The organism is Mesorhizobium sp. M1078 (genome assembly GCF_040318615.1).
GTDB lineage: Bacteria > Pseudomonadota > Alphaproteobacteria > Rhizobiales > Rhizobiaceae > Mesorhizobium.
Map to the genome: position 1 here is coordinate 1 of NZ_JAMYMP010000021.1, position 24,634 is coordinate 24,634.

General features: G+C 61.3%; 28 protein-coding genes and 2 pseudogenes. 10 read left to right on the plus strand and 20 right to left on the minus strand.

Features of this window, described 5'->3' with window-relative positions; genetic code table 11:
* Both NKH38_RS23125 and NKH38_RS23130 read right to left on the minus strand, forming a co-directional pair.
* Positions 1–565, minus strand: a 565-nt coding sequence (locus tag NKH38_RS23125) for an IS256 family transposase (protein WP_352904509.1), incomplete at its 3' end; no start/stop codon positions are given.
* A 1,120-nt stretch (positions 566–1,685) separates the two neighbouring features.
* Positions 1,686–2,426 (minus strand): SDR family NAD(P)-dependent oxidoreductase, encoded by a 741-nt coding sequence (locus NKH38_RS23130; RefSeq protein ID WP_023673881.1) that lies wholly within the window; start codon positions 2,424–2,426, stop codon positions 1,686–1,688.
* Positions 2,427–2,785: 359 nt separating this feature from the next.
* Between NKH38_RS23130 and NKH38_RS23135 the strand changes: the two genes are divergently transcribed.
* The gene (locus NKH38_RS23135) at positions 2,786–2,998 is read left to right on the plus strand and encodes a hypothetical protein (protein WP_023695016.1); all 213 of its coding nucleotides are present in this window, start codon (positions 2,786–2,788) and stop codon (positions 2,996–2,998) included.
* 89 nt (positions 2,999–3,087) lie between these two features.
* Here the strand turns inward: NKH38_RS23135 and NKH38_RS23140 are convergent, their stop codons facing one another.
* Entirely contained in the window at positions 3,088–3,327 is a 240-nt protein-coding gene (locus NKH38_RS23140; protein WP_023673879.1) for a hypothetical protein, read from the minus strand.
* Between the two features lie 219 nt (positions 3,328–3,546).
* Between NKH38_RS23140 and NKH38_RS23145 the strand changes: the two genes are divergently transcribed.
* On the plus strand, positions 3,547–4,518 hold the full coding sequence (locus NKH38_RS23145) for a hypothetical protein (protein ID WP_352765466.1): 972 nt from the start codon (positions 3,547–3,549) through the stop codon (positions 4,516–4,518).
* Between the two features lie 176 nt (positions 4,519–4,694).
* Here the strand turns inward: NKH38_RS23145 and NKH38_RS23150 are convergent, their stop codons facing one another.
* The 3 genes and pseudogenes from NKH38_RS23150 to NKH38_RS23160 all read right to left on the minus strand — a co-directional run bounded on the left by NKH38_RS23150 (position 4,695) and on the right by NKH38_RS23160 (position 6,295).
* Positions 4,695–5,000, minus strand: a complete 306-nt coding sequence (locus NKH38_RS23150) for a hypothetical protein (RefSeq protein ID WP_352765468.1) — start codon at positions 4,998–5,000, stop codon at positions 4,695–4,697.
* On the minus strand, positions 4,997–5,155 hold the full coding sequence (locus NKH38_RS23155) for a hypothetical protein (RefSeq protein WP_155929886.1): 159 nt from the start codon (positions 5,153–5,155) through the stop codon (positions 4,997–4,999). Before NKH38_RS23155 ends, NKH38_RS23150 begins: the two co-directional genes overlap by 4 nt.
* A 275-nt stretch (positions 5,156–5,430) precedes the next feature.
* A pseudogene (locus NKH38_RS23160) lies at positions 5,431–6,295 on the minus strand (ATP-dependent DNA ligase).
* 126 nt (positions 6,296–6,421) lie between these two features.
* Between NKH38_RS23160 and NKH38_RS23165 the strand changes: the two are divergent.
* The 8 genes from NKH38_RS23165 (at position 6,422) to NKH38_RS23200 (ending at position 10,190) form a co-directional block, all read left to right on the plus strand.
* Complete coding sequence (locus tag NKH38_RS23165; protein ID WP_023815822.1) at positions 6,422–6,607, plus strand: DUF3606 domain-containing protein; 186 nt, start codon at positions 6,422–6,424, stop codon at positions 6,605–6,607.
* Positions 6,608–6,800: 193 nt separating this feature from the next.
* Positions 6,801–6,995: a hypothetical protein gene (locus NKH38_RS23170; protein ID WP_023699326.1), complete on the plus strand. Its 195-nt coding sequence runs from the start codon at positions 6,801–6,803 to the stop codon at positions 6,993–6,995.
* Positions 6,996–7,032: 37 nt separating this feature from the next.
* On the plus strand, positions 7,033–7,260 hold the full coding sequence (locus tag NKH38_RS23175; protein ID WP_023673160.1) for a KTSC domain-containing protein: 228 nt from the start codon (positions 7,033–7,035) through the stop codon (positions 7,258–7,260).
* 483 nt (positions 7,261–7,743) lie between these two features.
* Positions 7,744–8,256: a DUF4142 domain-containing protein gene (locus NKH38_RS23180; protein WP_352765471.1), complete on the plus strand. Its 513-nt coding sequence runs from the start codon at positions 7,744–7,746 to the stop codon at positions 8,254–8,256.
* Between the two features lie 196 nt (positions 8,257–8,452).
* Positions 8,453–8,809, plus strand: coding sequence for a hypothetical protein (locus NKH38_RS23185; protein WP_352765473.1), 357 nt, complete (start codon positions 8,453–8,455; stop codon positions 8,807–8,809).
* Between the two features lie 87 nt (positions 8,810–8,896).
* The gene (locus NKH38_RS23190; protein WP_023673163.1) at positions 8,897–9,289 is read left to right on the plus strand and encodes a hypothetical protein; all 393 of its coding nucleotides are present in this window, start codon (positions 8,897–8,899) and stop codon (positions 9,287–9,289) included.
* Between the two features lie 202 nt (positions 9,290–9,491).
* Entirely contained in the window at positions 9,492–9,698 is a 207-nt protein-coding gene (locus NKH38_RS23195) for a hypothetical protein (protein ID WP_352765475.1), read from the plus strand.
* A gap of 318 nt (positions 9,699–10,016) precedes the next feature.
* The gene (locus NKH38_RS23200; protein ID WP_023700486.1) at positions 10,017–10,190 is read left to right on the plus strand and encodes a DUF3606 domain-containing protein; all 174 of its coding nucleotides are present in this window, start codon (positions 10,017–10,019) and stop codon (positions 10,188–10,190) included.
* Between the two features lie 253 nt (positions 10,191–10,443).
* On the opposite strand, the gene NKH38_RS23205 is transcribed toward NKH38_RS23200, so the two are convergent.
* The 14 genes and pseudogenes from NKH38_RS23205 to NKH38_RS23270 all read right to left on the minus strand — a co-directional run bounded on the left by NKH38_RS23205 (position 10,444) and on the right by NKH38_RS23270 (position 24,475).
* Positions 10,444–10,611 (minus strand): hypothetical protein, encoded by a 168-nt coding sequence (locus tag NKH38_RS23205; RefSeq protein ID WP_155927361.1) that lies wholly within the window; start codon positions 10,609–10,611, stop codon positions 10,444–10,446.
* 571 nt (positions 10,612–11,182) lie between these two features.
* Positions 11,183–11,475: pseudogene (locus tag NKH38_RS23210) on the minus strand (Rieske 2Fe-2S domain-containing protein).
* A 27-nt stretch (positions 11,476–11,502) separates the two neighbouring features.
* The gene (locus tag NKH38_RS23215; RefSeq protein ID WP_023685252.1) at positions 11,503–12,597 is read right to left on the minus strand and encodes a fatty acid desaturase family protein; all 1,095 of its coding nucleotides are present in this window, start codon (positions 12,595–12,597) and stop codon (positions 11,503–11,505) included.
* Between the two features lie 118 nt (positions 12,598–12,715).
* On the minus strand, positions 12,716–13,891 hold the full coding sequence (locus NKH38_RS23220; protein ID WP_023673170.1) for an aldose 1-epimerase family protein: 1,176 nt from the start codon (positions 13,889–13,891) through the stop codon (positions 12,716–12,718).
* Positions 13,885–14,682: an ATP-binding cassette domain-containing protein gene (locus tag NKH38_RS23225; RefSeq protein WP_023689425.1), complete on the minus strand. Its 798-nt coding sequence runs from the start codon at positions 14,680–14,682 to the stop codon at positions 13,885–13,887. The genes NKH38_RS23220 and NKH38_RS23225 overlap by 7 nt, the downstream gene beginning before the upstream one ends.
* Complete coding sequence (locus tag NKH38_RS23230; protein WP_050586906.1) at positions 14,679–15,683, minus strand: ABC transporter permease; 1,005 nt, start codon at positions 15,681–15,683, stop codon at positions 14,679–14,681. Before NKH38_RS23230 ends, NKH38_RS23225 begins: the two co-directional genes overlap by 4 nt.
* 61 nt (positions 15,684–15,744) lie before the next feature.
* Positions 15,745–16,686 carry a sugar ABC transporter substrate-binding protein gene (locus tag NKH38_RS23235; RefSeq protein WP_023673173.1) on the minus strand — a complete coding sequence of 314 codons (942 nt, stop codon included), beginning with the start codon at positions 16,684–16,686 and terminating at the stop codon, positions 15,745–15,747.
* A 55-nt stretch (positions 16,687–16,741) separates the two neighbouring features.
* Positions 16,742–17,656 carry a sugar phosphate isomerase/epimerase family protein gene (locus NKH38_RS23240; protein WP_352765478.1) on the minus strand — a complete coding sequence of 305 codons (915 nt, stop codon included), beginning with the start codon at positions 17,654–17,656 and terminating at the stop codon, positions 16,742–16,744.
* 26 nt (positions 17,657–17,682) lie between these two features.
* Positions 17,683–18,780: a Gfo/Idh/MocA family protein gene (locus NKH38_RS23245; protein WP_352904510.1), complete on the minus strand. Its 1,098-nt coding sequence runs from the start codon at positions 18,778–18,780 to the stop codon at positions 17,683–17,685.
* Positions 18,781–18,815: 35 nt separating this feature from the next.
* Entirely contained in the window at positions 18,816–19,877 is a 1,062-nt protein-coding gene (locus NKH38_RS23250) for an ABC transporter ATP-binding protein (RefSeq protein WP_352671926.1), read from the minus strand.
* 1 nt (position 19,878) lies between these two features.
* A complete protein-coding gene (locus NKH38_RS23255) occupies positions 19,879–20,970 on the minus strand; it encodes an ABC transporter ATP-binding protein (protein ID WP_352762291.1) in 1,092 nt (363 codons plus the stop codon).
* Positions 20,967–21,923, minus strand: a complete 957-nt coding sequence (locus NKH38_RS23260; protein ID WP_023700493.1) for a carbohydrate ABC transporter permease — start codon at positions 21,921–21,923, stop codon at positions 20,967–20,969. The genes NKH38_RS23255 and NKH38_RS23260 overlap by 4 nt, the downstream gene beginning before the upstream one ends.
* Positions 21,920–22,780 (minus strand): carbohydrate ABC transporter permease, encoded by an 861-nt coding sequence (locus tag NKH38_RS23265; RefSeq protein ID WP_023700494.1) that lies wholly within the window; start codon positions 22,778–22,780, stop codon positions 21,920–21,922. The genes NKH38_RS23260 and NKH38_RS23265 overlap by 4 nt, the downstream gene beginning before the upstream one ends.
* An 81-nt stretch (positions 22,781–22,861) precedes the next feature.
* Positions 22,862–24,475 carry an extracellular solute-binding protein gene (locus NKH38_RS23270; protein ID WP_023700495.1) on the minus strand — a complete coding sequence of 538 codons (1,614 nt, stop codon included), beginning with the start codon at positions 24,473–24,475 and terminating at the stop codon, positions 22,862–22,864.
* Between the last annotated feature and the right edge of the window lie 159 nt (positions 24,476–24,634).

Below are 24,634 nucleotides of genomic sequence, written 5' to 3' on the forward strand. Positions count from 1 at the left end.
CCCAGTCGATACCGACCGCGATCAGCACCGCCTGGCTCATGACAACACCGGCTTCACGCACCTTCTCGTAGCGCGCATCGAGGATGAGGTAAGGAAACGGCTCCTGAGGTCGTTCGGCAAACGCCTTCAGGCTCTCGTCCAAGCGCTTGTTGATGGCCGAGATCGACGAAGCCGAGAACGCATGACCGCACAGCTCTTCCGTGATCGCCTTGACCTTGCGGGTCGACACGCCCTGGACATACATCTCCGCAAGCGTTGCAACCAAGGCCCGCTCCGAACGCTGGTAGCGCTCGAACAGCTCCGTGGAGAAGTGACCCGCCCGGTCCTGTGGAACCCGCAGCTCAAGCTTGCCCACCCGGGTGACCAGGGTGCGGCCGTAGTAACCCGAGCGATACCCAAGGCGCTCAGGCGTGCGTTCGCCCTTCGAAGCACCCAGCGCCTCCTCCATCTCGGCCTCGAGAACCTCCTGCATTACCGCACGGATCACTTCGTGCAGCCCCTCCGGGTTCGAAAGCAGAATGTCTTTGACGGCAGCGCTGGTCGATTTACCTTCTGTCTTGGTCATGGTGGCGTTCCTTCCAGGGAATCGGTGACGTTGAACATCACCAGCCTGCCATGACCGCCCTCTCTCAGCGAATTGCAGAACTCTCAGCACACTACCTTCCCTACTCGCAATGCGACGCGCGCTTCACGCCCTGCCTGTGATCGGTATGACTGAGATGGGGCCGCAAGCGGACCGTCAGCTTCGCGGTGAAAATCCTCAGAAAGCGGCCAGCATGTAGTCGTCGCACGGCTGAAAGAGAGGCGTGACGGGCGAGGAATAGGTCTGGTTTCACCTGATCACCTACGCAGGCAGTTCGACGATCATTGAGCGGCGAGAACGCGGCCCGAGGCAGGAGCTTTGAGCGTCCGATTTTTCACGATCGACCTTCAGGCTCGTCGAGCGCATCGTCTCGACGTTACTGCCGAAACCGAGCCTCCATGCCGGCGCCCTGGGGAGGCAAGACAGCCAGCAACTGGACGGCTCGGGGATTTAGCACCGTTCACCCAGAGCTTTTTGTCGAGATGCAGGCGTATCCGCTGGCCTTCTGCGAAGGACAGCGCAAACGATTCAGGCCGAATGAGCGTGTAATTTCCTGGTCGGTCTCTATGATGCGGACGACCCTACCCATTCGCCACTGGCTCCGACTACTTCCACGCAAGGCGTGGCCCTGCGAATTGGCACCACCTTGCCCATCACATCCTCCCTACGAAACGCAATGGGAAGTCGATTTAAGACCGTCGTAGTCGGGAGTTCAATAACTAATGCTTGCTCGGAATCGGACGAGCCATCCTGGATGGGCAGTACGAAGGCTGGTTGAATGGCTAACTTGTCATGCCACCTCGGTCAGGCGAACCTTCGGGGGACCTCCCGTGATATAGACTATGCTTCAGGTTGTTGGCATTCAGGATGGCTGCCAGCTCTTCAGCATACTCCATGTCGGGAAGGTCGACAGAAGGGTGGCCCACTATAATAGCCGGCTGCCCGGTGAACACGTCGAACACCGTCCACGTCCCATCCGGTTCCCGCCTTACCTCGTACCGCAGAGTTGCCATGAGGGGATCACATAGGTCGCCGTTTAGGGGTGGGAGTATTTGGTCCACGGTGACGCCGGGCCACCTGAAAGCACCGAGACAGTCGGCGCTTAGTAACGCGCCCGCCCACCCGACATGTCGAATACCGCGCCGGTATTGAAGTTGCTGGCGTCCGAGCACAGCCAGGCCACCATGTGGGCAACTTCTTCGACCCGGCCGAGCCGGTTCATTGGACTATCGGCGATCATTGTCTCGACAGCTGCGACCCCGAGGTTTCGGATCATGTCAGTATCGATTGGCCCAGGAGCGACGCAGTTCACGCGTATGTTTGTATTGGCAACCTCACGCCCAAGCGCCTTTGTGAAGACTACGATACCTGCGCTGGAGGCTGAATAGGCGGCAAGGTTGGCAAGTCCTTCCTTGCCCGCCAAAGAGCCCATATTGACAATGCGGCCAACACCCCATTTTCGCATGTGGGGCAAAACCAACTGCGTCACTTGCATCGTGCCGATCAGATTGGTTTCGATGATGCTTCGCCAGTCTGCAGGTTCGTGTTGGTCAAACGGGTGAAGGGTTCCTAGATAACCGGCGTTGTTAACCAGAACGTCTATACGCAGGCCACGATCGACGATCATGTTGATCGCATGGGTTACCTGATCGCGGCTGGTAATATCGACCTTCGTAGACACCACACCCTTCAGTTCGATCTGATCTCGATCCCACACGTGCACTGAAGCACCCGACGCTACAAGGCGCTCTACGATTGCCTTGCCGATACTCTTTGCTCCGCCGGTTACGACGGCTGTCTTGCCAATGAGGTCATATGATACCGGCACAAAGCCCCCATTCATGTGTGTTCACACGGGATAAGTTTAGCAGGATCGCATATTTTCGCCAGCGGCCAGATGGTCTGGGGGGCGCCGGAGCCAGCTATGACCTGATCGGTAGCGAGCTCCAGATCGTACACAGCTTCGCCTTGCGGCGCCGCCTGGCGCTTTTCGTCACCTTTTCCTGTTCAGATGCCTCTTGGCAGGTCAAGGGGGCTAGACGATGTTGTTCTTTGTCCCGCTCTCCTGCGGCGACACGCCATTGCCCAGTTTGAAAGAACCAAAGAGACAATCAGGACAGGCCGGCGATATTTCGATGAAGGGCTTTCGCCATTAGTTAGCGCAGGCTAATATGCGTTCTTCGCGGTCAGAGAGCCGCCTGCATGTTGGGCAGAGATGCTTTAGCACCTGATACAATCGTGCCAGCCGCGATGCCTATCCCAATTTGCCTTGGCGTCTTCCCCGACGGGCTCTGGCTAGAAGCATTCCAAACCGATCAGGATATCCGTGCCTATTGGAGAGGCTATGCCCTTGCGGGCACGGTGTGCGCCGTTTTGCTGATCATCGAGCTTGTGACAATTCACCTGCTGCTCTGACGTAGCAGCGCTGTCTTGATGGCGCTATCGCTGTAGCGGTCGGACCGCTCTAGTGCGCCTTCTCCGCCTCCATCGTTGAGCAGTCAATTTCAGCTCGAGCGGGCTGGACGAGGGGAGCGCGGGCGCATGACCGTGGTGCCTACATTCGTCGTGACCACGCAGCCCACCTTATATCGGCCGACCACCACGCTTCCGCTTGCATAAGCCTCGGCGCGAATTCGATCTTGCAGCATTTCGGGACCGAGTTCTGAAGCTGCGATAACGCCCATCTGCTCCATGACCGGAGCCATGGTCGCTGCGAGATTGGAGATCAGATCAATGCCGCTCATACTGTCTGATCCACCTCCGGCGAGAGCACTTACCGCCTGGCCCCGGCCGGCGTTTCGTTCGATTGGAAGCACCGGCGCAATGTCGCCGCGGACTAGCGTCCGTCATCTGCCCTGCCGTATGCATTCGGGGTAATGCCACCAACTGCGGTCCATGGTATGGTCCCGAGCGCACGCAGTGGCGCCTGATAAACAATCAGGAGTGAACGGGAGTGGCGGCCATTGAGGCGCTATAAGAAGTTTATTTTGCATTGCGGAATTCACAAGACTGGAAGCTCTTATCTTCAGGCGAGCCTGGCCTCCAATCGGGATCTGTTGGCGGGGAACTCGATCCATTACCCCGACCCCCACGACCCGGCCAATGAAGCGTTCGGGCCGCAGCACAGCATAGCCGCAATCGGTTACGACGACAGCAAATCGTTTGAGCAGAACGTTGGCGCGTTCTTCGCACTCGATTCCGATTGCGAGACGTTGCTGATGTCAGGCGAGGAATTTTCGCGAGCCAGCACTCATCCATCTATTTTTCAGGGTCTGTTGGATATTGGCGCCGAGGTGAAGGTGGTGTTCTATTTGCGGCGCTTCGATCACTTGCTTGAGAGCGTGTATGCGCAATGCGTCAAAGACTACCTGACGGGCCCCATCGAAGTCGCGGAATATCAACTTGATTTCTACGAAATCCTGCGACCGTTTGTTGAGGCGCTCGGACCTGATCGTGTTGTCGTTCGACCATACAACCCTAAATTTTGGCCCGGCGAATCGATCGGTCAGGATTTCTTCTCTGCAATTGGCTTGCCTCACCTCTGGGGCGCCATGAGGAAGCCGGCCGGCCGGATCAACGAAAGTCTGTCACGGCCGGAAACATACATGATTTCAGTTACTGAAGGCATCGCTGAAAAGCAGCGCTTGATGGACCACTTCCGAGCCCGGCCTTTCCCGGAATGCGACAGGGCCAAGTTCTTCCGGTCACCCGATTTTCGCTTTGACTTCAACCTGAGATACATCGGCTTGAACTCTGGCGTCGCCGCCCTCAATGGCGGGGTGGACATCACCGAGTTTCTCGATCTGGCCAACGTCGATGATGATCCACATTGGCAAGCGTTCGACCCGAACGACCCTCAGATAGTCGACTATCTTGAAACCTTCAGGGCCAAGCATTCGGACTTAGACGGTGGGGATGATTGGGAAGTGCAGTGAAGATGGCATCGAGGGGATGCGCTTTTAGGGCGCGGATAATCGGGCGGAAACACTTACCCAACCGTAGGGTAAGGGCCGCTAGCTAAAAGCCCGCCAACCTTTTTCGGTGGGCGGGCCTCTACTGTCGGAACTGGAGAGTGTCATGTCGACAGCTCCGGCACTTGCGAACGGTTTGGTTAGTGGCGCCAGATCAGCAGGCAGAGCTGGCGCAGGTCACGATCATAAACGCCCCGGCTCTCGATCACGTCGATGCAGCGCTTCTTGAACCGAGTGATTTGGGCGCTCGACATAGCGTCGACAATGCGAGGCAGATCCGTATTGGTCGGATGGTCGGGGGACTCGGTTCCGACAGTGGCACCGCTCGTGCCAGTGGGGGCAGTGGTTCCGTCGTCGCCAACTGCGGCGTTCGCCGGCATGCAAAGATTTGCGAGAACGGCTCCAATCGCCATGCTTCCCACCAGGATCTCAAAAATCTTTGTCATAATTCGCATCCAGGATGGCCCCTTTTCCAAACCAAGGCCGGCGGGATTTTGCTCGCAACCAGCGGGACGGTGACAGTCGTTGAGTGATTGATTGGGTATTGATCGAAAAACGGGAACGCGATCAGATAGGCGTAGTCGGCGGTAAGATGTGCCATGCGGAAACCTCCGCTGGCGGCATCAATTATCATCCACGACATCCTCCAATATCCGGGTGAAGGTGCTGAAAGACATAGCTCATTAGAAAGCACGGATAGATGAATGAATGTCTAAAAACTCCTTTCCTATTCTTTGCAATGACAGTGTTAGGCGTCCTTAGCCGTGTTAACCGTTGATCAGCGTGAGGCGAGTTCCTGCGGTATCGCGTTCAGCTCGGCCTTTGCGGCGTTGGGATGCGCGCCTCTCGCAAAAGCGATGGCCAGTTGTGGAGCTGCTATTTGTTCTCCTCGCGGAAGTCCTGCAGCGATGCATGCCGCAGGTCATCCTCGCCACGCAAGTGCTTCACGCGGCCGATCAGCCCGGCTTGACCCATTGCGTCGCAGGCCGCTTCATGACGCCCTTGGGCGCCGTGCCTGGGTGCTCCTGGACGCGTTTCCATAGCCTCTCGCGCATTTCCCGGTTCAAGGTGACGAATGCGCTGCCGACATAGCGCCCGGTGCCGCGCTCAGCCATCAGAGCGAAAGCCGGCTTGCCCGCTTCACGCTCGACGCCGAGCAGATCGAACTCGTCAATCGCATAGCACTTGGCCTTCAGCCAGTTGGTCGACGGACCGCTTCGGTATTTGCTGTCCTTCCGCTTCGACACCATGCCTCAAGTCCGGCCTTGTCGAGCAAGTGAAAGATGGCCTTGGCTTCCCCCGGCAAGGGCTCGCTGAACTGAATACGCCCGCCGGGCTCGATCATGCCGGCCAGGATCTCGCGCCGCTCCTCTAGCGCCATATCGCGCAGATCGTGGCCGTTAAGATGAAGCAGATCAAAGGCAACAAAATACAAGTCGTGCTGCCGGCGGGTAATGGCTTTGCGCAGCGCTGCGAAGTCCGAAAGGCCCTTGTCGTTCAGAACGACTATCTCGCCGTCGACAATGGCGCTTTCGGCACCAAGGCGCTTGGCCTCTCTCACCAGGTCGCGATATTTCGCCGTCCAGTCGTGGCCGTTGCGCGTATAAATGCGTGTGCCGTCTTCATCGATGATCATCTGCGATCGGTAGCCGTCGAACTTGACCTCGTGGGTCCAGCCTTCACCCTCGGGAGGGTTCTCCACAAGGGTCGGCATCAACGGCTCGATGAACTTCAAACGCATGCACTGATCCGCCCTCCGGCGATTCAATAAGATTAAGCTAAAATAGTTCCGAAACTGGAAATCAGCCTCTTGGGTGCAACAAACTCGTCAACTCGGCGTTGCGGGATGAGCGAAGGAGGAATCGATATGGCCGACGACAAGAGCAAGCGGGACTTCCGCGATCGGGACCGGGTCTCGGCCGATGAGGATTATGAAGTCGAGTATTTCGCAACAAAGACCGGCATCACACCCCAGCAGGTGAAAGAGCTGATCGCGAAGCACGGCAACCAACGCGAAACGCTGGAGCGAGAAGCGAAGGCTCTGCGGAAATAATGACCAGGCTATCGGATCTCGGCAGACCAATAATTGGGCACCGACATGAAGGCCCGCCCGCGAGCGAGCTCGATCATTTCATGCCTTGCCCTGTTTGCGGCCAACAGATCGACATGCGCGATTTTCGCCAGGTCGCTTATCATTCCGATCCGGATCACGATCAGCCTATCGAACTAGACGCCTAGGAACAAAAGTGCCGAAATACCACGTTGAGGAAATGGACGGCGATACCGTGACGGCTACCCACATCGTCAACGCGACAACGCCGATCAGGGCGGCGCGGGAAGCGACAGAGCGCGACATCACTCTGCGCACCACCGAGCCCATCTGGATCAGGGTTGCCGACGAAAAGCGCGGCCACATATTCGAATACAGTTTCAGCCTGTAGCTGGCGATCCAACCCGGCTGAGTTTGGATGGCATACCATGCCGTCGACTTCGATACGCAAGTTCGACTATGACCCGAACACCAGGGTTCTCTCGGTTTGGTTTGTAGCGAGCGGGAAGCATTACGAGTTTTTGGACGTACCTGCTGAGGCCGTTGCCGCGTTCAAAGCTGCCTTTGCCAAGGGCGTCTATTTTAACAGCCACATCCGCAATCGTTATGCATTCCGGCTCGCGGCAGGGAGGGCAGCAGCCGCGTCGGGCGATTGACAGAATTTCAGATTCGAGGCGGCCCGCGCCATCGCAGGGGAGCAACTGTGCGAATTGACCAGGTTCCGAGGGCAAACGAAAACGCCCGCCGGCCGGGCCAGCGGGCGCGTATTATATTAAGCTAGGTGCTGGGCCTATTTGCCCATCATCATCGCAGCTTTGCAGAAGTTCTCATGGGCCTGTCGGACAGGTCTGCCACGACGGCGTGACCCACGGCGACGGGTCGGCAAACAGCGCACTCCTGCGCATCCACTGGGCTTACGAAGTCGGTCGGCTGCTCTGCGATCATAGTGCCCTTATCGGAGAACCGCGCTGAGCTCCGCGCAGTCACCGGTCCTGCAATACGGCCGGATCTATGATCAAAGCGCTGAGCAGGAGCCATTCGGGGTCTACGCCTGCCGCCCGGTATTTATTGTCACAAAAAGGGGAACAACGGCAGCTCGGCCGTGTTGGGCCAGTTAAGCAATATTGCAGGAGCACAACATGCATTTCGTCAAAGTGCTTTTGGCTGCGATCGCCATCGGTCTCATCAGCCCGGGGGCAATGGCTCAGACCGCGACGACGTCCCCGCAGGAATTTGTCAAAGCAGCTGCGAGTTCAGACATGTTCGAGATCCAGTGGAGTGAGTTGGCGCTGCGGAAATCGAAGAAATCACGAGTGAAGGAATTCGCTCGCATGATGATCAAGGACCACACGAATTCTTCCAAGCGGCTCATTGCGGCGGCAAAGAAGGACGACGTCGCAGTGGCACCGGAGATGACAAGCAAGCATGCTGCCCAATTGGAAGCATTGAGCAACGACAGCAGCGGGGCGTTCGATAACGCCTACATCGACGCCCAGGTTGCAGCGCACCAGGAAGCCCTGACGCTGATGACCTCCTATGCGGAAAACGGTCAGGCAAAACATCTGGCGGCCCATGCGAAAAAGACCGCGCCGGTCATCCGGCAGCATTTCAAACATGCCCAGCAACTGAGCAAGAGCGGTTCTCAGGGCTGAGTGGATCTGGCCACGACGTTGGTTCTTCGCGGCGCTGTGGAGTCTGTGCCAACCCTCTGGCACTGCCTCCGCCCCCAGGGACGCTGCAACCTTCAAGCGGTCGTCGATGCAGGAACTCTAAAGGGTGCGTCGCTCAGGTAGTCCGGCGTGCAAGCACCAGCGTCGTCGAATTTGCCAAACGAACAGGAGACCTGACATGCCAAAGCAAAACGAGACCTCGCATTCGAGACGAAGTGACTTCGCCAATGATGAACCCATTCGCCCGGAGGATGCCGCCGTGTTGGACAGCCCCGTGGGCCACGAAGACAGGCACGGCGCGGAGCCAGGTTTCGTGGGAGCCGACGATGTCGACCAGCCGATCGGCGCAAGGCCCCGCAGCGAAATTACCGGTCGTCATGATGAAGGGGCAGGCGCCAATGAGACGATCGACGGCTTAAGCGAAACCGAGGAACTGACCCGCAGCTACGCCGAGGACATACCAACCGGTGACAATGATGAGGAGGAGGAAGACATCCCTGTCTTCGAAAGAGGCCGAAGCAACACCGAACTCTGAGCGCGCCAGGTTGAACCCCGCACGGTGAGGAACATGACAATGAGCACATTCGGACTTCGGGTTGCGTCTTTGGGGCTCCGGGCTTTTTTGGGACTGGCGGCCTCGCTGACTTTGGGCGTTGAGGCATCTGCGCAGACAAGTCAGCCCGCGCAGCAATCCGGCGACTCGTCGCAAACAGCCAAGCAGGGTCGACTGCCGGCGCAAGGATCGTCGCCGACCGCCAAGGATGATGTCGGCGTTGACGTCTCGCTCGGCCGGCCGGAGGTGAAGCAACAGGTTGCAAGACATCTGGGAGTGGCTGAGACCGAGTTGCCACTGGCGGTGCACGTGCCGATCGCGCTCGCTTCGCAAGTCTGCGGGCAAGAGGTATTTACCGCCCGCGCCAATGTAAACCGAAGCTGCACCGCGACGAAATTCATTCCGGAAATCGCCGAGGCGGCACGCAACCATCCACAAACCTCCGCGGTACCGGAGCAGTAGCACCGAAATGTCCGAACCCGGCGCGACGGTCGTGCCATGCTTACCCGAGGGTAGCGCTCCAACCCGGGGTAAATCAGCCAGCCCCACCGCCGTCTGTTTTTGGCGGCGTGCATGATGGCGTTCGCCGCCATCTCTTAACCAATGTGAATGCTGTTGCTCCGCAGCCACGCTACGAGATCCTGTCCGAAGCGGAGGCAGGCAGATGCCACTGGAATCCCTGATCGATCAATATGTGAGCAGCCGCAAGCGGCGGGGTCTTTTGTCGATACGGCATGCTCTCGAGGCGTTTAAAGAGGCCGTTCCGGCGCTGTCGATCGGCGAAAGCCATCTTGTCAATATGATCGCCGAGCGAGCGCTCGCCTTTGGCCTCGCCATCCACTTCGATCATTCCGGCGAGAATGCCGGGTAAGACATCCACGAGAGCGTCTGCTGATGCTACAGGACGAGGAACTCGGTGTTCGCGTAGCTTCATTGCCTGGTGGGCGGATCTTTCCGAGGCTGCTCCCATCCGTGTTCTGGGCGGGTGGTTAAAGTCGCCGAAGCGATGCCACGGCGTGCACCGAGCCCACCCCGGCGTTGGACAAGCTCCCCCAGCTTTCGCCAGTTGGAGCTTTCGTCTACTCGCAGCAGCCCTAGCGAGGCTCGATCAGCCTCCGCGTTGGGCGGTCTCGGGTTTTGCTCCAGCGGGCGGTTCGGGCCGGCGAATTGAGGTTGAAAGGAGAAGATGATGACGGACAACAAAACCGAGCGTGATTTTCGCGACAGGAACCGGGTCTCGTCCAACGAACGCAACGAACTCTTCCATTTTGCCCAGCAGAACGGCATCACGCCTGAGCAGGTGATGGAGCTCATCAAAGCCGCCGGGAATGACCGCGCCTCGTTGCGGCTGCGAAGGAATTGAAATCAGTTTCCCGGGGCGGCTCGCTTACGGCATGAAGCCTCGCTGCCGAGGAGAACCTTGAGCCGTGGTGAGAATTTGAGTGTAGCATCATCCTGACGCACACGCGGAGCAGGTCGAGCGTGAAAGTGAAAATTGTACCCCTGCCCAACATGCGGCAAGCGCTGGAGGTTCGAGGCTGCGCAGATCGGCTATGGTCACCCCGAACCATAATCCACTCCAACCCGAGTCCTGGACGCACGGCGTGGCACCGAGCCTACTTCCTGCCGTCGTTCAATAATAATCCCGCGCCGCAGTCAGCCAGCGAGATCACCGTCGTCTGCCGGACGCGTGTCGGCTTCCAAACTGACAACGCACAGCCTTTGTAGCGACGCTTTCCAGCCACGATCACCTGCGCAGCTTTGCCGCGCTCGCTGCGCACCAATAAATTCCATCTCCTTCCCTCACACTGATCTTGTTCAGGCGGTCGTTTTGCCGCTGCGGTAGGCGCTGTCCTTCCGCTTCGATCGCGGTAGCGCCCAGTATCAACGCTGCCAGATCAAACCGCACAATCAGCACCTCAAAGCTGATCAGCAGAAGCAGCAGTGAATCAGGACCTCGTCGATCAGGGTCAAAGGGCCAAGCACATATGTCTGGGCACGGTGACCGTGGCATAGCCGGCGCTGCAATGACGGCGTCGGTGCCCGTCTTGTGGAGCCGGAAAGCCCAACTTAGAAAACAGTCGGCGGTGCCGATCTCGAAGAAATTCTAGCCCGGCACGGTGAACAGGCTGGGGGCCGCATCGCGATCTAGGGTTCAGCACAACTCCGGCGGCATCGAGACGATCGACCTCAGCCCGGTCGGCGGCCCTCGGCCACGTCCATGACCAGCACGCGCAGCATGGTCAGCTGGCGCTTACCTCCATGGCGCGCCCGTCGGCGACGGTCTGTCTCTTTCGGCTCAGGAAAACGTCACTCTGAGTTTGCTAAACGCGGTGCTGGAGCGGTTACCACGCGTCAGATCTGGATCATCACCTTGCCGGCCTCGATTCTCATCGGATAGATCGCGAGCTTGACGCAGACCGGCGCGCCCTTGACCTGGCCGGTCGCAGAGCGGCCAATGTGCTTCAAGGCATTCGAAGACGTCGTCGATCACCAGCCCTTCGGCTAGATGCGCCTTCTCATGGGTCCAATATCCGTCGGTGGCGAAGAGCTCGTCATCGGGCGAGCGGCAAACCGCGAGGATCGAAGCAGATGACATCCTCTTCCTCGATGTCATCGACCGCGCACGCTTCAATCCAGTCGGCCATCTCCGGCTCCCGCACCATCCGCTATGGCTATTCAGCCGCCGCCGACATATCCACCTGGTGAAATTCGCCGCGATAGGGTCTGGCTGTCGGCGGCAATTCGCGCTTGAGATAAAAATCCTCGTACCGCAGCTGCTTCAGCAGCACCGGCCAGACCTCGCGATAGGCATGCCACATCGACGGGTTCGCTACCGGCAGGTCGTGCTTGATCAGCTCGTGCAGCCTCGGCAGCGCATGATAGGGCACCATCGGGAACATGTGGTGTTCGACGTGATAATTCATGTTCCAGTAGATGAAGCGGCTGACCGGGTTCATGTAGACGGTGCGGGTGTTCAGCCGATGGTCGACCACGTTGTCGGCCAGGCCGATATGCTGCAGCAACCCTGTCAGCACCATGTGCCAGCTGCCATAGAGGCGCGGCAGGCCGATCAGCACCAGCGGCAGCAGCGACCACGTGAACAACGCCAGCCCGACTGTCGCCGCATAGATGGCGACATGCCAGCGCGCAGCGATCACCGCCTTGTGCTGCTCCATCTCGGGGATATAGCTCTTCTCTTCATCGGACAGCTTGCCGAACGCCTGGCGCACCAGCGCCGGCAGCGAATAGCGGAAATCGAGAATACCGGTGAAGGCGAGCGCCGCCCGCAGCAGATCTGGGGGGCGCATGACGGCGATTTCGGCATCGCGGCCGACGATGATGGTATCGGTGTGATGGCGGGCATGGCTCCAGCGCCATTGCACGGGGTTGCGCATCAGCATGAAGCTTGAGATCTGGTAGACGACATCGTTCATCCAGCGCGTCCGGAACGCGGTACCGTGGCCGCATTCGTGCCAGCGCGAGTCGCTGGACGAGCCGTAAAGCACGCCATAGACGAACAGGAACGGCACCACCCACCACGTGGCCCAGAACCATACGATGCCGGCGGCCGACACCAGGATCGCGGCGACCCAGATGATCGTGTCGCGGATCGCCGGCCCGTCGGAGCGTTGCATCAACTCCTTGATCGCCTTGCGCGGGACATCGGTGTGATACCATTCGGCCGAAGCCAATCCGGTCTCAATGGCGCGCTTGGTGCTTTCACCGACCAGGCTGTAGTCGCGCTTCCTGCTTGCCGTCATCGTCATCTCCGCTTTCCCGCCTGCGCTCCGCAAGGGCCGCCTGGGGCCGGCCGGGCCGCGCCTGCTTCCGTATTCCGGCGCACTTCCCGCCCGCCGCGGCAACCGATCGTGCGTTTCAAGCCGGTCACGCCTGCAGTCTCGCAAAAGCGCCCGACGGCGCAGGGTAATCCTGTTGCGGCTGCCGGGCGATCGACCCTATCCTCGCTTCCGCTTGGGCGATCTGGCCGGCACCGTCGAGCACCCGGAACACGGCGTCATAGGAGCGGCTTTCGCCATGGTCCAGCCAGATCATCTCGCCCCGTTCGCGCGCGGCGAGATTGCCCAGAACATGATGCGTCGAAGGTTCGATTCCCAACGCATATAGGCCGGCCTGGAAGTTCTGCCACTGATAGGTGCAGGGCAGCTGATCCTTGCGGGTAACGACCTCGAAGCCGAGGCCCAGGTGGTCATTGACGACGGCCACCGGCACCTCGCCCGCCGCATCGGAGCCAAGCTCGTGCTCCCAGACCTGCTCGCTGAACCCCAGCTGCGGCGCCGGCACGGTTCGGTAGCCGACTTTCTGCGCCTCGTAGCGTTCGCCGGCGTGCGCCGCCCAGACGACATCCCGGATCGGCGCCAGGTAGCGCGAACCCTCGTCGAGCAAGGGATGGCTGACATTGACGTGATAGAAATACATATGCGGCGTGCGGCTGAAACCGTGATTGACGACGCGGTCCGACAGGCGGATCTCGCTGCCGCCGACATCGGCCTCGATGCGGCGCAGCAAATGGAGATCCTCGCCGAACACGGTTGCCTGCTGGACGATGCCTTCCGCCCACAGCACGCAGCGGTCGCCGTCCCAGGCCTCGCCGTAGCCGGTCAGCCGCGCCGGCACGGTGCCGATGCGGCCATGCAGCGAGTGCAATACCCGCTTGCGCCCGGGATAATTGTAGCTTTCGGCCGGCACGTCTTGCCGGCCCAGTATATGATCGAGGCCGCAGGTGACGAGCAGCCCCGAGAACGACCGGCCAAAGGCGAAACCGTCCTCCCCTTCATGCTCGTGCAGTCCGGGGTGGCGAAAGCCGCTCGGCGAATGCCAGCCGATCGCCTGGCCCCGGAAGTCGCAATCGGCGATATCAAGCGCCCGGTCGACCAGCGCCGTGAAGCGCAGGCCGGAGCCGGTGCGGAACTCGAGCATCCGGATGCCGCGCTCCACGCCGTCGCCGAGCGTCATAAGCCGCACACCGGCAAACTGCGACAGCATGCCGGACCGCTCGGCCACCTGCCTTCGCGACAGCGTCTTGCCGTAAAGCTCTACCATGCGACGTCCTTCACTTTGCCCGCCTCCTTGAGCAAGGCCGACATGTCGGCGCCGGTGATGATGCTTTCCACCGTCAACAGGTCGGTGTCGGCGACCGTCTGTTCCGCGACGATTTCGCCGCGGCGCATGACGATGATGCGGTCGGCGACCTGGAACACGTGGTGGATGTTGTGGGTGATGAGCAGCACCGAGTGGCCGGCGTCGCGCACCTCCTTGACGAAGCGCAGCACGCCGTGGGTTTCCTCGACGCCAAGATTGTTGGTCGGCTCGTCGAGTATGATCACCTTGGCGGCGAACTGCATGGCGCGCGAGATCGCGATCGATTGCCGCTCACCGCCCGAGAGCGTGCTCACCAGTGCATCGGCATCGAGCTTTTTCGAAATGCCGACCCGCTTCAGCAGCGCCGAGGCGGCGTTGCGAAGCTTGGCGAGATCGAGCGGCGCGAACACGCCGAGCCAGCCGAAATTGACCGGCTCCCGGCCCAGGAAAAGATTGCGCGCGATGCTGAGATCCGGCGCGAGCGATGTGTCCTGATGGATGGTCTCGATGCCGAGGTCCATCGCGTCGCGCGTCGAGCGGATCGATGCCTTCTCGCCGCGCACGAAGATGTCGCCGTGGTCGGCCGGGAAGACGCCGGAGATCGCTTTGATCAGCGTCGACTTGCCGGCGCCATTGTCGCCGAGCAGGGCAACCACCTCGCCTTCGTTGAGGGTGAACGAGGCGTTCTTCAGCGCACGCACGTTGCCGAAGGACTTTTGCAGGTCTTGCAGACGCAGCACTTCCATCGTCAGCTCCTTGCGGCGTTCTTCTGCAGCAAAGCGTGCAGGATGAGCATGGCGAGGATGATGACGCCGACGAAGATGTTGTATGCCAAGCCCGGCACGCCGATCAGCACGATGCCGTTGCGGATGGCGCGCAGCATCAGCGCGCCGACGATGGTGCCGAGGATGGTGCCGCGCCCGCCGGTGAGCGCCGTGCCGCCGACCACCACCATGGCGATCACTTCGAGTTCGTAGCCGGTGCCGGCCACCGGCGAGGCGGCCGAGATCCGGAACGCGCTGATCATGCCGGCCAGCCCGGCCACCACCGAGGTCAGGATGAACAGCCAGATCTTGACCGCGTCGGCCGGCACGCCGCGCGCCACCGCTGCGTTGCGGTTGCTGCCGATGGCGCTGATCCAGTTGCCGAGCTTGGCGTAGCGCAGGATGTAAATCGCCAGCAGCGACAGGCCGATGAACCACCAGAGCGAGGTGTAGAACCGGAACGAGCCTACATTGAAGCTGCCGGCAAGCAGCGTGACGAAGAAGCCGGGCTGGTCCCACGACTTCAGGGGGAATCCCTGCGTGATGTAGAGCGCCGCGCCGCGCACGACGAGCAGCATCGACAGCGTGACCAGGAACGAGGAAATGCCGATCTTGGTGACGATCAGCCCGTTGATGGCGCCGATCGCGATGCACAGCACAAGCCCGGCCAGGAGGGCGACGCCGATGTCGATACCGCCATTCTGCACCAGCAGCATCACCACGACGGGCGCAAGGCCGAACACGGCGCCGACCGACAGATCGAACTCGCCCGCCGTCAGCAGCAGCGTCATGCCGAGAGCGATGATGCCGAGCTCGGGCAGGAACGCCATCATGTTGGATATGTTGAGCGGCGACAGGAAGTTGCCGTCGGCGATGGCGAACACCACGAGCAGCACGATGAGGATGATGAGCGAGGAGAATTGCGGCGAACGCAGCAGCGCAGACCTGCCCTTCGCTCGCTGCGTGTCGTCGTCTGCTGTGATTGCCATATCTGTCAGGACCATGCGTTTCGTCCGGCGCCCGCCATTTCGGGGCGGGCGCCGATTGTCGTCACTTGTTGTAGAGTTTCAGGATCGGCTCGACGCTCGAGGCGTCGTAGAGGCTGAATGTGTGAATGTCGTAGCCGACCGGCTCGCCAGAGGCCGCAAGCCCGAGCAGCGCCACCGGCATGAAGCCCTGCGCCGACGGGTACTGCCAGGCCGCAGCATTGACGAAGCCGGACTTGACCGCCTCGGCCGTCTCCTTTGAGTTGCCCCAGCCGACGACCGGGACCTTGCCGGCCGACACACCGGCCCCGTCGAAGACGCGTTTGATGCTTGCTGCCACGGAATCGCCCAGTGCAATGATTGCCGGCGGATTGTTGGCGACCATGTAGTCGGTCATCTTGGCGATGATGCCGGCCGGGTCGGTGCCGCAATCGACCACGTCGTACTTGATGCCGAGCGGATCGAAGACGCTGGCGATGCCCTCGGTCTCGAGCTGCTGGTAGCTGGCGCCCGGCACTTCGACCGGCAGGAACACCTTGTCGCCCTGCTTCACCATCTTGTGGTCGACGAGATACTTGGCCCAGATGACGCCCGCTTCCCTGAGGTCGGCCCCGACATAGGCCTGCCGCCCGGTCGCCGGATCATCGGTGTTGAAGAACACGATCGGTATGCCGGCGGCCTTGGCGGCCTTCACCTCCTCCGTCCACAGGCCGGGCTGAGCCGAGGTGGTAGCGATGCCGTCCGGCTTGGCGGCGAGCGCCGAGTTGAAAGCCTCCTTCTGCGCCGCCATGTCGCCGCCGCTGAACGAGATCTTGCAGGTCACCTTGAGCTGGTCGCAGGCCTTGGTCGCGCCGGCATTCCAGTCGATCCAGAACGCGTCCGAAGGGCCACCATGCGACAGCAGATAGAAGGTCTTCTGGCCGTCCTGCGCGAATGCCGGCAGGCTCAAGGAGACCCCGGCTACCAGCGTTGCCGCGGCAGCCACTTTCAATGCGAATTTCAACATTCATTCCTCCCTTGGTTGGAGTTGCGCCGCCATGCGCCGGCGGCGCAACCGGCGCTCACAGCCCGTTGGCGCGGAACTTCCCGTCGAGGAATTTTTTCGCGCGCGGCACGTCGTCTTCCGAGAGATGCTCGATGATGACCGGGATGTTTGGGTGCTTTTCCGCCAGCCGCTGGAGATAGAGATCGTAATTCAGCGAGCCCAGCCCGGGCGCCGGCAGCTCGATCTCGCCGACGCCGCGGAACGTGTGGCTCTCCATCGCATCCTCGTCGCCGATGTCGGCATGCTTTTCCGACTTGTCGCTGCCCGAACGCTTGACGTCCTTGGCATGCGCGATCTTGATCTTGTCGGTCAGCGTATCGAACACCTGGTTCAGGATCTGGTCCATCCGGTCGATGTTGTGGGTTTCGAAATAGTTGGTCGGATCCATCAGCAGGCCGAGGCCCGGATGGTCGACCTGGGCGAACATCTTCACCGTCTCCTCGACCGAACCGACGACATTGTTGACATAGGTTTCGAGCAGGAACACCGCCCCATGGTCGTAAGCCGTCTGGGCAAGCTCGGCGATCACCTTGCGGCATTCCTCGAATCCTTCCTCGGTCTTGTTCTTGGGGTGATGCACCCAGTCGGATTCGGTGTTGTAGGTGCCGGTCTCCGAGATCACGTAGGGCGAGCCGAAGGCGCGCGCATTGCGGATGATTTCCTTGAGATAGCCGACGCGCTTGTCGCGCTCGACTTTATCGGGGTGGATAATGTTGGTGTAGCCCGACACGCAGCAGATCGGCAGGTTGTTGTCGCGGAAGACGTCGCGCACCTGCTTGGCCTTTTCCTCAGTGATCTGCCCGGCCGACAGATCGACATCCCTAAAATGCAGGTCGAGCTGCACCGTGTTGAAACCGAGCCCGCGGATCTTCTTCGCCGTCTCTTCGAGCCCGTACGGGAAATAGCCGGTGAAAATACCTGCCTGCATCATGATGTGAATTCCTCCCTGTAAGCGATTCAGTTGGCTGATTTTATCGAGATTTCGGAAAGTTTGACGGTGCGGCCCTCGTCGATCGAGCGATAGCCGGCTTCGACCAGCGCCATCGTCTTGACGTTGTCGGCCACCGATAATGCCGGCGGCGCGCCTGTCTTCACCGCATGCTGCAATTGCTCCATCACGCCGATGAAGGCATGCGGGAACCACATCGTGTCCCAGCTCGGGCTGACCCATTCGCCGCCGGTCGTCTTGGTCGACGCATAGGTCAGCGTCGAGGCCACGCCTTTCGGCCAGCCGATCGTGCCTTTGGCGACACCCTTGGTGCCGTCGACGCGCCAGTTGATGTGCTGGTCGTCCAGATAGCCCTCCTGGCGCGGTCCGGACCAGACATCCTCCAGCGACACGGCGAGCACGCCGGAGGGAAAGCGCAGCGTCGAGACGGTGATGCCGTCTGAATGGTCGAATGTCGTGCGCGGATCCTTGCGCGTCAGCGTGGTGATTTCCGAGGGATCGCCGAACAGGAAGCGCAGCACGTCTAGATGATGCACGCTCATATTGGCGAGCGTCAGCCGGTCGTAGTCCTGAAGGAAAGTCTGCCAGTGCGGGATCGCATGCATGTCGATCTGCGCAAAGACGATGTCGCCCAGCGCGCCGCTGTCGATGATCTGCTTCAGGACGCGCATCGACTGGTCGTAGCGCATGTTCTGGTTGACCGAGAGGATCTTGCCTGACTTGGCTGCCTCGTCGCGCAGCTTCACGGCTTCATCGACCGACAGCGCCAGTGGCTTCTGCGCCAGGATCGCCTTGATGTGAGGCTGCTTCAGCGCATGGCGGATCAGCGCCGGCTGCTGGTCGGGCGGAAAGGCAAGGTCGACGATCTCGACCTCGGAATCCTCGATCAGCTGTTCCGGCGTGTCGTGCACGGTCGGGATGTCCCAACGCTTGGCGACCTTCTGCGCATTGGAACGGGTCCGTGAGGCGATCGCCATCACGTTGAACCCCGCTTCGCGATAGGCTGCCAGATGGCACTCGGCCATGATCATGCCGGCGCCGATGCAGCCGATACGGTATTCTTTCGTGCGGACCTTCACGTCCGGCTCGAAGCCTTCGCTCGCCATGTCTTCCTCCCGCAATTCTGTTTTCGCAGCCGCGATCATCTCGCCAACGCGCCTCCGTCCTGCCCGAAATAATGCACCCGGGCCGGCTCGCAGGATATCGCTACCACCGCATCCGGCCTGATGTCGGGCTGGCCGCGCAGCAGCGCCTTCAGCCGCGCCTCTCCGGCGGCGAGCGTTACCACCGTGTAGCCGCCAAGGGGCTCGACCTCGAATACGCGCGCCGGGCGGCCAGCGCCCCCTTCGACCCAGGGCCCGACCTTGATGTCCTCCGGCCTGAGCCCGATTTCGATCGCGTCGGCCGGAGCAGCGCGATCGTCGATGCTGACCGTGCCTTCGGCGGCCTCGAGGCCATCTTCGCCGCGAACGGATTTGAGGATGTTCATCATCGGCGAACCAAGCAGTCGCGCCACATAGGTGTTCGCCGGGCGGTCGTAGATCTCGGACGGGGCGCCGATCTGTCGGATCCTGCCATTCTCCAGAATCGCGATGCGGTCGGCGATCGACATCGCCTCTTCCTGGTCATGGGTGACGTAGATCAGCGTCTTGCCGAGTTCGCGCTGGATGCGCTTGAGCTCGACGCGCGTTTCCTCGCGCAGCCGCGCATCGAGCGCAGAGATCGGGTCGTCCATCAGATAGGCGTTCGGGTCGCGCACCAGGGCGCGGGCTATCGCCACGCGTTGCCGCTCGCCACCGGAAAGCTGCGCCGGCGGCTTGTGCAGAATATGGCCGATGTGGAGCTTGGCGGCCACATCGGCGACACGCGTTTCGATCTGGGCCTCGGCGACCTTGCGCTCGACCAGCGGGAAACGCACATTTTCGCGCGCGCTCATATGCGGGAACAGCGCCAGGTTCTGGAACACCATGGCGACATTGCGCTCGGCCGGCGAGACGGTGTTGACCGGTTTGCCGCCGATCAGGATCTCTCCGGCGTCAGGCGTCTCCAGCCCGAGAACCAGGCGCAGGATTGTCGATTTGCCCGCCAGCGGCGGCCCGAACAAGCAGAAGAATTCGTTGTCATTGACGGTGAACGAGGCGTCGTCGACGGCGAGCGTCGTGCCGTAACGCTTGCTGACATTGCGAAAGACGATATCGGCCATGTCAACCTGCCTTCATCGCAATGCCGCTGCGGGCATCGAAGACACGCACGGACGATGCCACGGGGGCGACGACGGCAAGCTCGCCGATCGACAGTCCGACAGCATTGTCGAACACCGCCTTCACGGCGGTCTCGCCATCGCCGAGATGGGCGATGGTCCTCGCGCCGATCCGCTCGACGAAGCTCACCGGCATGGCGAGGCCCTGCCCGCTCTGCACCAGCGACACCTGTTCGGGCCGGAAGCCGTAAAGCACCTCAGAGCGCGATCCGCGCAAGGTGGCGGCCAGCGCATCCGGCAGCGTCGGCGTGACCCCCAGTGGCCCGAGATCGACCACTAGGCCCCGGTCGCTCTCCGCCGGCCTTCCCTTCAGCAGGTTCATGCCCGGAGCGCCGATGAAGCGGGCGACGAAGACATTGGCTGGATTGTTGTAGACTTCCAGGGGCGTTCCCACCTGCTGCAGCACGCCGTGATCCATGACGGCAATGCGGTCGGCCATGGTCATGGCCTCGAGCTGGTCATGGGTGACGTAGACCATCGTCTGCCTGAACTGGCGCTGCAGCTGCTTGAGCTCGGTCCGCATTACCGCCCGGAAGGCGGCGTCTACATTGGACAGCGGCTCGTCGAGCAGGAAGATCGCCGGCTCCATGATCGCCGAGCGTCCGATTGCCACCCGCTGCAGGATGTTGACCGAGAGCCGGTCGGCCTTGCGGTCGAGCAGCGGCGTCAACTGCAGCAGCTCGGCGACGGCGCCGACGCGGCGGTCGATCTCGGCTGTCGCCGCACCGCGCATCCGCGGCCCGTAGGCAAGGTTCTGGCGCACCGTCATGTGGGTGAAGATGGCGTAGTTCTGGAAAACGAAGCCGACGCCGCGGCGGCCCATGGGCACGCCGGCCATGTCGCGCTCGCCAAACAGGATCTTGCCGCTGGTCGGCTCTTCCATGCCGGCGATCATGTTCATCGTCGTCGACTTGCCGCAGCCCGAAGGCCCGAGCAGCGCCATGAACTCGCCATCGGCGATGTCGAGGTCCATGGTCTTCAGCGCCGTGAACTCGCCAAAGGTCTTGACCAGGTTGCGCAGCTGGATCGCGCTCATGCCGGCACCAGCCTTGCGCGCGCCATGCGCTTCATGGCGAATACGGCAACGATCGAAAGCACGACCAGGATGGCCAGCGCGATCGCCGCCACATAGCCCCAGATCAGGTCCTGCGTCGTGACCTTGTAGATGTAGACGGAGATCGTCTCCGTGGCGACGCCGGGGCCGCCGCCGGTCATGATGTAGAGCGTGTCGAAGATCTTGAAGTTCTCGATGACGCGGATCGCCAGCGCGATGATGACGATCGTCTTCATCTTCGGCAGCACGATGGTGACGAAGCGCTGCCACGGGTTGGCGCCGAGCAGGGTCGCCGCCTTGATCTGGTCCTGCGGCACGCCGACCAGGCCGGCAAGCAGGATCAGGAACATCAGCGGCGTCCACTGCCAGATATCGGCGATGATCACCGCGATCAGCGCCAGTGTGGGGTCAGACAGCCAGGCGATGGTGACGCGGGAACCGCTGAGTGCCGACAGGATGTCGTTCAGCGGCCCGCCCGACTGGAACAGCATGAAGAACATGTAGCCGGCCACCGCCGGAACCACCATCATCGGCATCAGCAGGATCGAATAGAAGACCCGCTTGCCCGGAAAATCGTCCGCGAACAGCGTCGCCAATGCCAGGCCAAGCAGGAATTCGACGGGCACGCACACGACCATGACGATGGCCGTGCGCCTCAGCGCGCTCCAGAAGCGCGCATCGGCGGCAAGGTCGGTGTAGTTGGCGAAGCTGTTCCACATCTCCCATGCGTTCCACCAGCCGAGGCCGGAGAGCGGCGACCAGTCGGTGACGCTGATGTAGAGCTGCATCAGCAGCGGGAAGACGGAGATGAAGAGCACCAAAACCTGGGCCGGCAGCGTCAGCCGGAATCCCAGCCGCGCTCCCTCGTCCCGCAGCGCGGGCTTGCCAAGCGCGGCCTTTGCGTCCTTTGAGACAGTCACGGTCACCGCGCTCATTGCTTGAGCGCGCCGAACGTCAGTCCGCGCACCAGATGGCGCTGGATGGCGATGCCCATGATGACCGGCGGCACCGCGGCGATAAGACCGAGCGCGGCCTTGGCGCCATAGAGCTGCCCGGTCATCGAGGAGGACAGCGAGGCCATGTAGACCGGGATCGTCACCCATTCACGCGTCGTCAGCAGCAGCGCGATCAGATAGTCCGACCAGTTGAGGATGAAGACGAAGAGGGCGGCGCTGGCCAGCGGTGCGCGCATCATCGGCAGCGTGATGCGCGTGAAGACGCGCAGCCGCGAACAACCTTCGACAAGCGCCGCTTCCTCGATCTCGCGCGGCATGTCGTCGAAGAAGGTCTTCATGAGCCAGAAAGCGAACGGCAGGGTGACGATGCCGTAGATCAGGGCCAGGCCAAACCAGCTGTCGGTGAAGTTCAGGAAGGCCCACATGATCATGACCGGGATCATCACCGCCATTGGCGGAAACAGCCTGAGCTGGATCAGCGCCAGCGGCAGGTTCTGGCCGGAGCCGAAACGCGACAGCCCGTAGGCCGCAGCCGTGCCCGCCGACATTGCGATCGCCGTGCCGAACACCGAAGACAGCAGCGACGACAGGATCGGCTTCAGCGCGGTGCGGTCGAGCGCCACGATCAGATTGTTGTTGGACTCGCCGAAGACGAACTGGAAATTGCCGAGCGTCGGGTTCTTCGGCCACCATGTCAGGTCGGCGCCGGTCGCCGACCATTCGGCGATCGGCTTGAAGGCCATCGACACCATCCACAGGATCGGTACCAGCGTCACCGCCATCGCCGCGAAGATCGCGGCGTAGCGGAATATCTCGAAGGGGACGGAACGGTTCATCTGGCTGCTTTGCTGGTGGCGTTGACTGCGGCGGGGAGGAACAGATGCTCCTCCCCTCCAGCGCTGATCCAGGGAGACGGATCAGCTGATCGGGTCGAGAACCGTCGGCCAGGCCTCCTTGTTCGTCCTGATGGCTTCGAGCAATTTGTCCTCGCCGATGCGGCGGGCGATCTTCTTCCACTCCGCTTCCGTGTCGGCCATCGCCTGTTCCGCTGTCTTGGCCTTGGTCAGCGACGCCATTAGATTTTCGTCCAATGCGTTGTGGAAGGCGGTGGCGCCGGGATAGTTGATCGTCGGCACCGTGCGGGCGACGGTCTCGCGCACCACGTCGATGTGGTAGGCGTGGTAGGTCTGGCGCACCAGCGGATCGGAGAAATCCGAGAGCCGGAACGGATCGAGATAGCCGCCCGGATTGGCGCTCATCCAGGCATAGATGCGGGCGGAGCCCAGCCACTGCAGCAAAAGGTAGGCGACCTCCTGGTTTTTCGACTGCGACGAGACCATGCCGGTCAGCGAGAACCACAGCACGGAACGGCTGATCAGCTTGCCGTCGACTTCGCGGCCGGGCGGCAGCATCGAGCCGATCTTGCCGGTGACGGCAGAATCCTTGTTGCCGGCATTGTCGAGGAATTTCGGCAGGTTCGAGAAGGCGCAGGTCATCGCCGCGCCGCCCTTGGCGAAATTTCCATACTGCTCCGGCCAGCCCCAGGAGATCGCGTCCGGCGAGTGATGAACCAGCGAGCCGACATATTCGTTGGTGGCGGCAATGCCGTGCTCGGAATTGATCAGCGGCTTGCCGTCGTCGCCGAACAGGAACTGGTTGGGCGATGCCATCGAGACATAGCGCTGATACCAGTTGGTGTAGCCCCAGCCCTGGTTGCGCAGGTCGGTGGAGCCGAACAGGCCCTTGTCGGGCCGCTGGAAGAAGCCCGCGATGTCACTGTGCTGCTTCCAGGTCTTCGGCGGCGCCAGATCGTAGCCGAATTTGTCCTTGAACGCCTTCTGCTCGGCAGCGTCGCCGAACAGGTCGGTGCGGTAGACCCAGGTCTGGAAGTCGCCGTCCAGCGACACGCCATAGTTGGACCCGCGATATTTGTTGAGCAGCGACACGCCCTTGGCGCCGTCGACATAGCCGGTCTTGGGATCGTCCCATTCGGGCTTGTACTGGGCGACGAAGTCGTCGAGCTTGGCGATGCCGCCGGTCTCGGCAAGGTCGCCGAGGCGGTTCCATTCCGTCGAGTAGATGTCATAGGCCCCACCCTTGGTGGAGATGTCCTGCATCGTCTTGGTGAATTCCTGGCCGTTCGGCAGGCCGACGATCTCGATCTGGATGCCGGTTTCCTTTTCCCACAGCTCCTTGATCGACGGCGCACCCGCAGGGAAAGGCTGTGTGAGTTGGCCAATCGAGCCATCCGACAGGCCAAGCACGATCTTGGCCGGTGCCTTGCCAGCTCCCTTCAAGGCCTTGGCCGCCTCAACGGCACGGGCTTCCGGCGTGTCGGCGCCATATTGATAGCGCTCGGCGCCCTCGAAACCGGTGGGACCGCCTACCATGCCTGGCGCCAGCGCGTCGGCCGCAACGGCACGGCCGGGACGGATGAATTGCGGTGCGATACCGGCCGCAGCCACGAACGCCGCCGCCTTCCCTCCGGACGCCAACAAGCCGCGTCGCGATATGCGGATCAAATCAGACATTGGAATTCCTCCCTCAGGGCCGATGTTTCCTCCACGAGCCCGTTGAGGGATATTGACGGCAGCACCGGAAGGCTGTCAACATCATAAATACTCAAAATACATCGTAACACCGCAACCGCGGAGAAAATACGTCATGCAAAGGTCGACACACGGGCTCAA

What these genes read in the sequence shown, in the direction of transcription:
- NKH38_RS23240 (WP_352765478.1), bottom strand. Translation starts at nt 17,656, where the DNA reads ATGATGCAGGCAGGTATTTTCACCGGCTATTTCCCGTACGGGCTCGAA.
- NKH38_RS23245 (WP_352904510.1), bottom strand. Translation starts at nt 18,780, where the DNA reads ATGGCGAGCGAAGGCTTCGAGCCGGACGTGAAGGTCCGCACGAAAGAA.
- NKH38_RS23270 (WP_023700495.1), bottom strand. Translation starts at nt 24,475, where the DNA reads ATGTCTGATTTGATCCGCATATCGCGACGCGGCTTGTTGGCGTCCGGA.
- NKH38_RS23175 (WP_023673160.1), top strand. Translation starts at nt 7,033, where the DNA reads ATGCCGTCGACTTCGATACGCAAGTTCGACTATGACCCGAACACCAGG.
- NKH38_RS23180 (WP_352765471.1), top strand. Translation starts at nt 7,744, where the DNA reads ATGCATTTCGTCAAAGTGCTTTTGGCTGCGATCGCCATCGGTCTCATC.
- NKH38_RS23235 (WP_023673173.1), bottom strand. Translation starts at nt 16,686, where the DNA reads ATGTTGAAATTCGCATTGAAAGTGGCTGCCGCGGCAACGCTGGTAGCC.
- NKH38_RS23200 (WP_023700486.1), top strand. Translation starts at nt 10,017, where the DNA reads ATGACGGACAACAAAACCGAGCGTGATTTTCGCGACAGGAACCGGGTC.
- NKH38_RS23155 (WP_155929886.1), bottom strand. Translation starts at nt 5,155, where the DNA reads ATGGCACATCTTACCGCCGACTACGCCTATCTGATCGCGTTCCCGTTT.
- NKH38_RS23150 (WP_352765468.1), bottom strand. Translation starts at nt 5,000, where the DNA reads ATGACAAAGATTTTTGAGATCCTGGTGGGAAGCATGGCGATTGGAGCC.
- NKH38_RS23255 (WP_352762291.1), bottom strand. Translation starts at nt 20,970, where the DNA reads ATGAGCGCGATCCAGCTGCGCAACCTGGTCAAGACCTTTGGCGAGTTC.
- NKH38_RS23135 (WP_023695016.1), top strand. Translation starts at nt 2,786, where the DNA reads ATGTTGGGCAGAGATGCTTTAGCACCTGATACAATCGTGCCAGCCGCG.
- NKH38_RS23220 (WP_023673170.1), bottom strand. Translation starts at nt 13,891, where the DNA reads ATGGTAGAGCTTTACGGCAAGACGCTGTCGCGAAGGCAGGTGGCCGAG.
- NKH38_RS23140 (WP_023673879.1), bottom strand. Translation starts at nt 3,327, where the DNA reads ATGAGCGGCATTGATCTGATCTCCAATCTCGCAGCGACCATGGCTCCG.
- NKH38_RS23165 (WP_023815822.1), top strand. Translation starts at nt 6,422, where the DNA reads ATGGCCGACGACAAGAGCAAGCGGGACTTCCGCGATCGGGACCGGGTC.
- NKH38_RS23195 (WP_352765475.1), top strand. Translation starts at nt 9,492, where the DNA reads ATGCCACTGGAATCCCTGATCGATCAATATGTGAGCAGCCGCAAGCGG.
- NKH38_RS23260 (WP_023700493.1), bottom strand. Translation starts at nt 21,923, where the DNA reads ATGAGCGCGGTGACCGTGACTGTCTCAAAGGACGCAAAGGCCGCGCTT.
- NKH38_RS23250 (WP_352671926.1), bottom strand. Translation starts at nt 19,877, where the DNA reads ATGGCCGATATCGTCTTTCGCAATGTCAGCAAGCGTTACGGCACGACG.
- NKH38_RS23215 (WP_023685252.1), bottom strand. Translation starts at nt 12,597, where the DNA reads ATGACGATGACGGCAAGCAGGAAGCGCGACTACAGCCTGGTCGGTGAA.
- NKH38_RS23265 (WP_023700494.1), bottom strand. Translation starts at nt 22,780, where the DNA reads ATGAACCGTTCCGTCCCCTTCGAGATATTCCGCTACGCCGCGATCTTC.
- NKH38_RS23230 (WP_050586906.1), bottom strand. Translation starts at nt 15,683, where the DNA reads ATGGCAATCACAGCAGACGACGACACGCAGCGAGCGAAGGGCAGGTCT.
- NKH38_RS23185 (WP_352765473.1), top strand. Translation starts at nt 8,453, where the DNA reads ATGCCAAAGCAAAACGAGACCTCGCATTCGAGACGAAGTGACTTCGCC.
- NKH38_RS23130 (WP_023673881.1), bottom strand. Translation starts at nt 2,426, where the DNA reads ATGAATGGGGGCTTTGTGCCGGTATCATATGACCTCATTGGCAAGACA.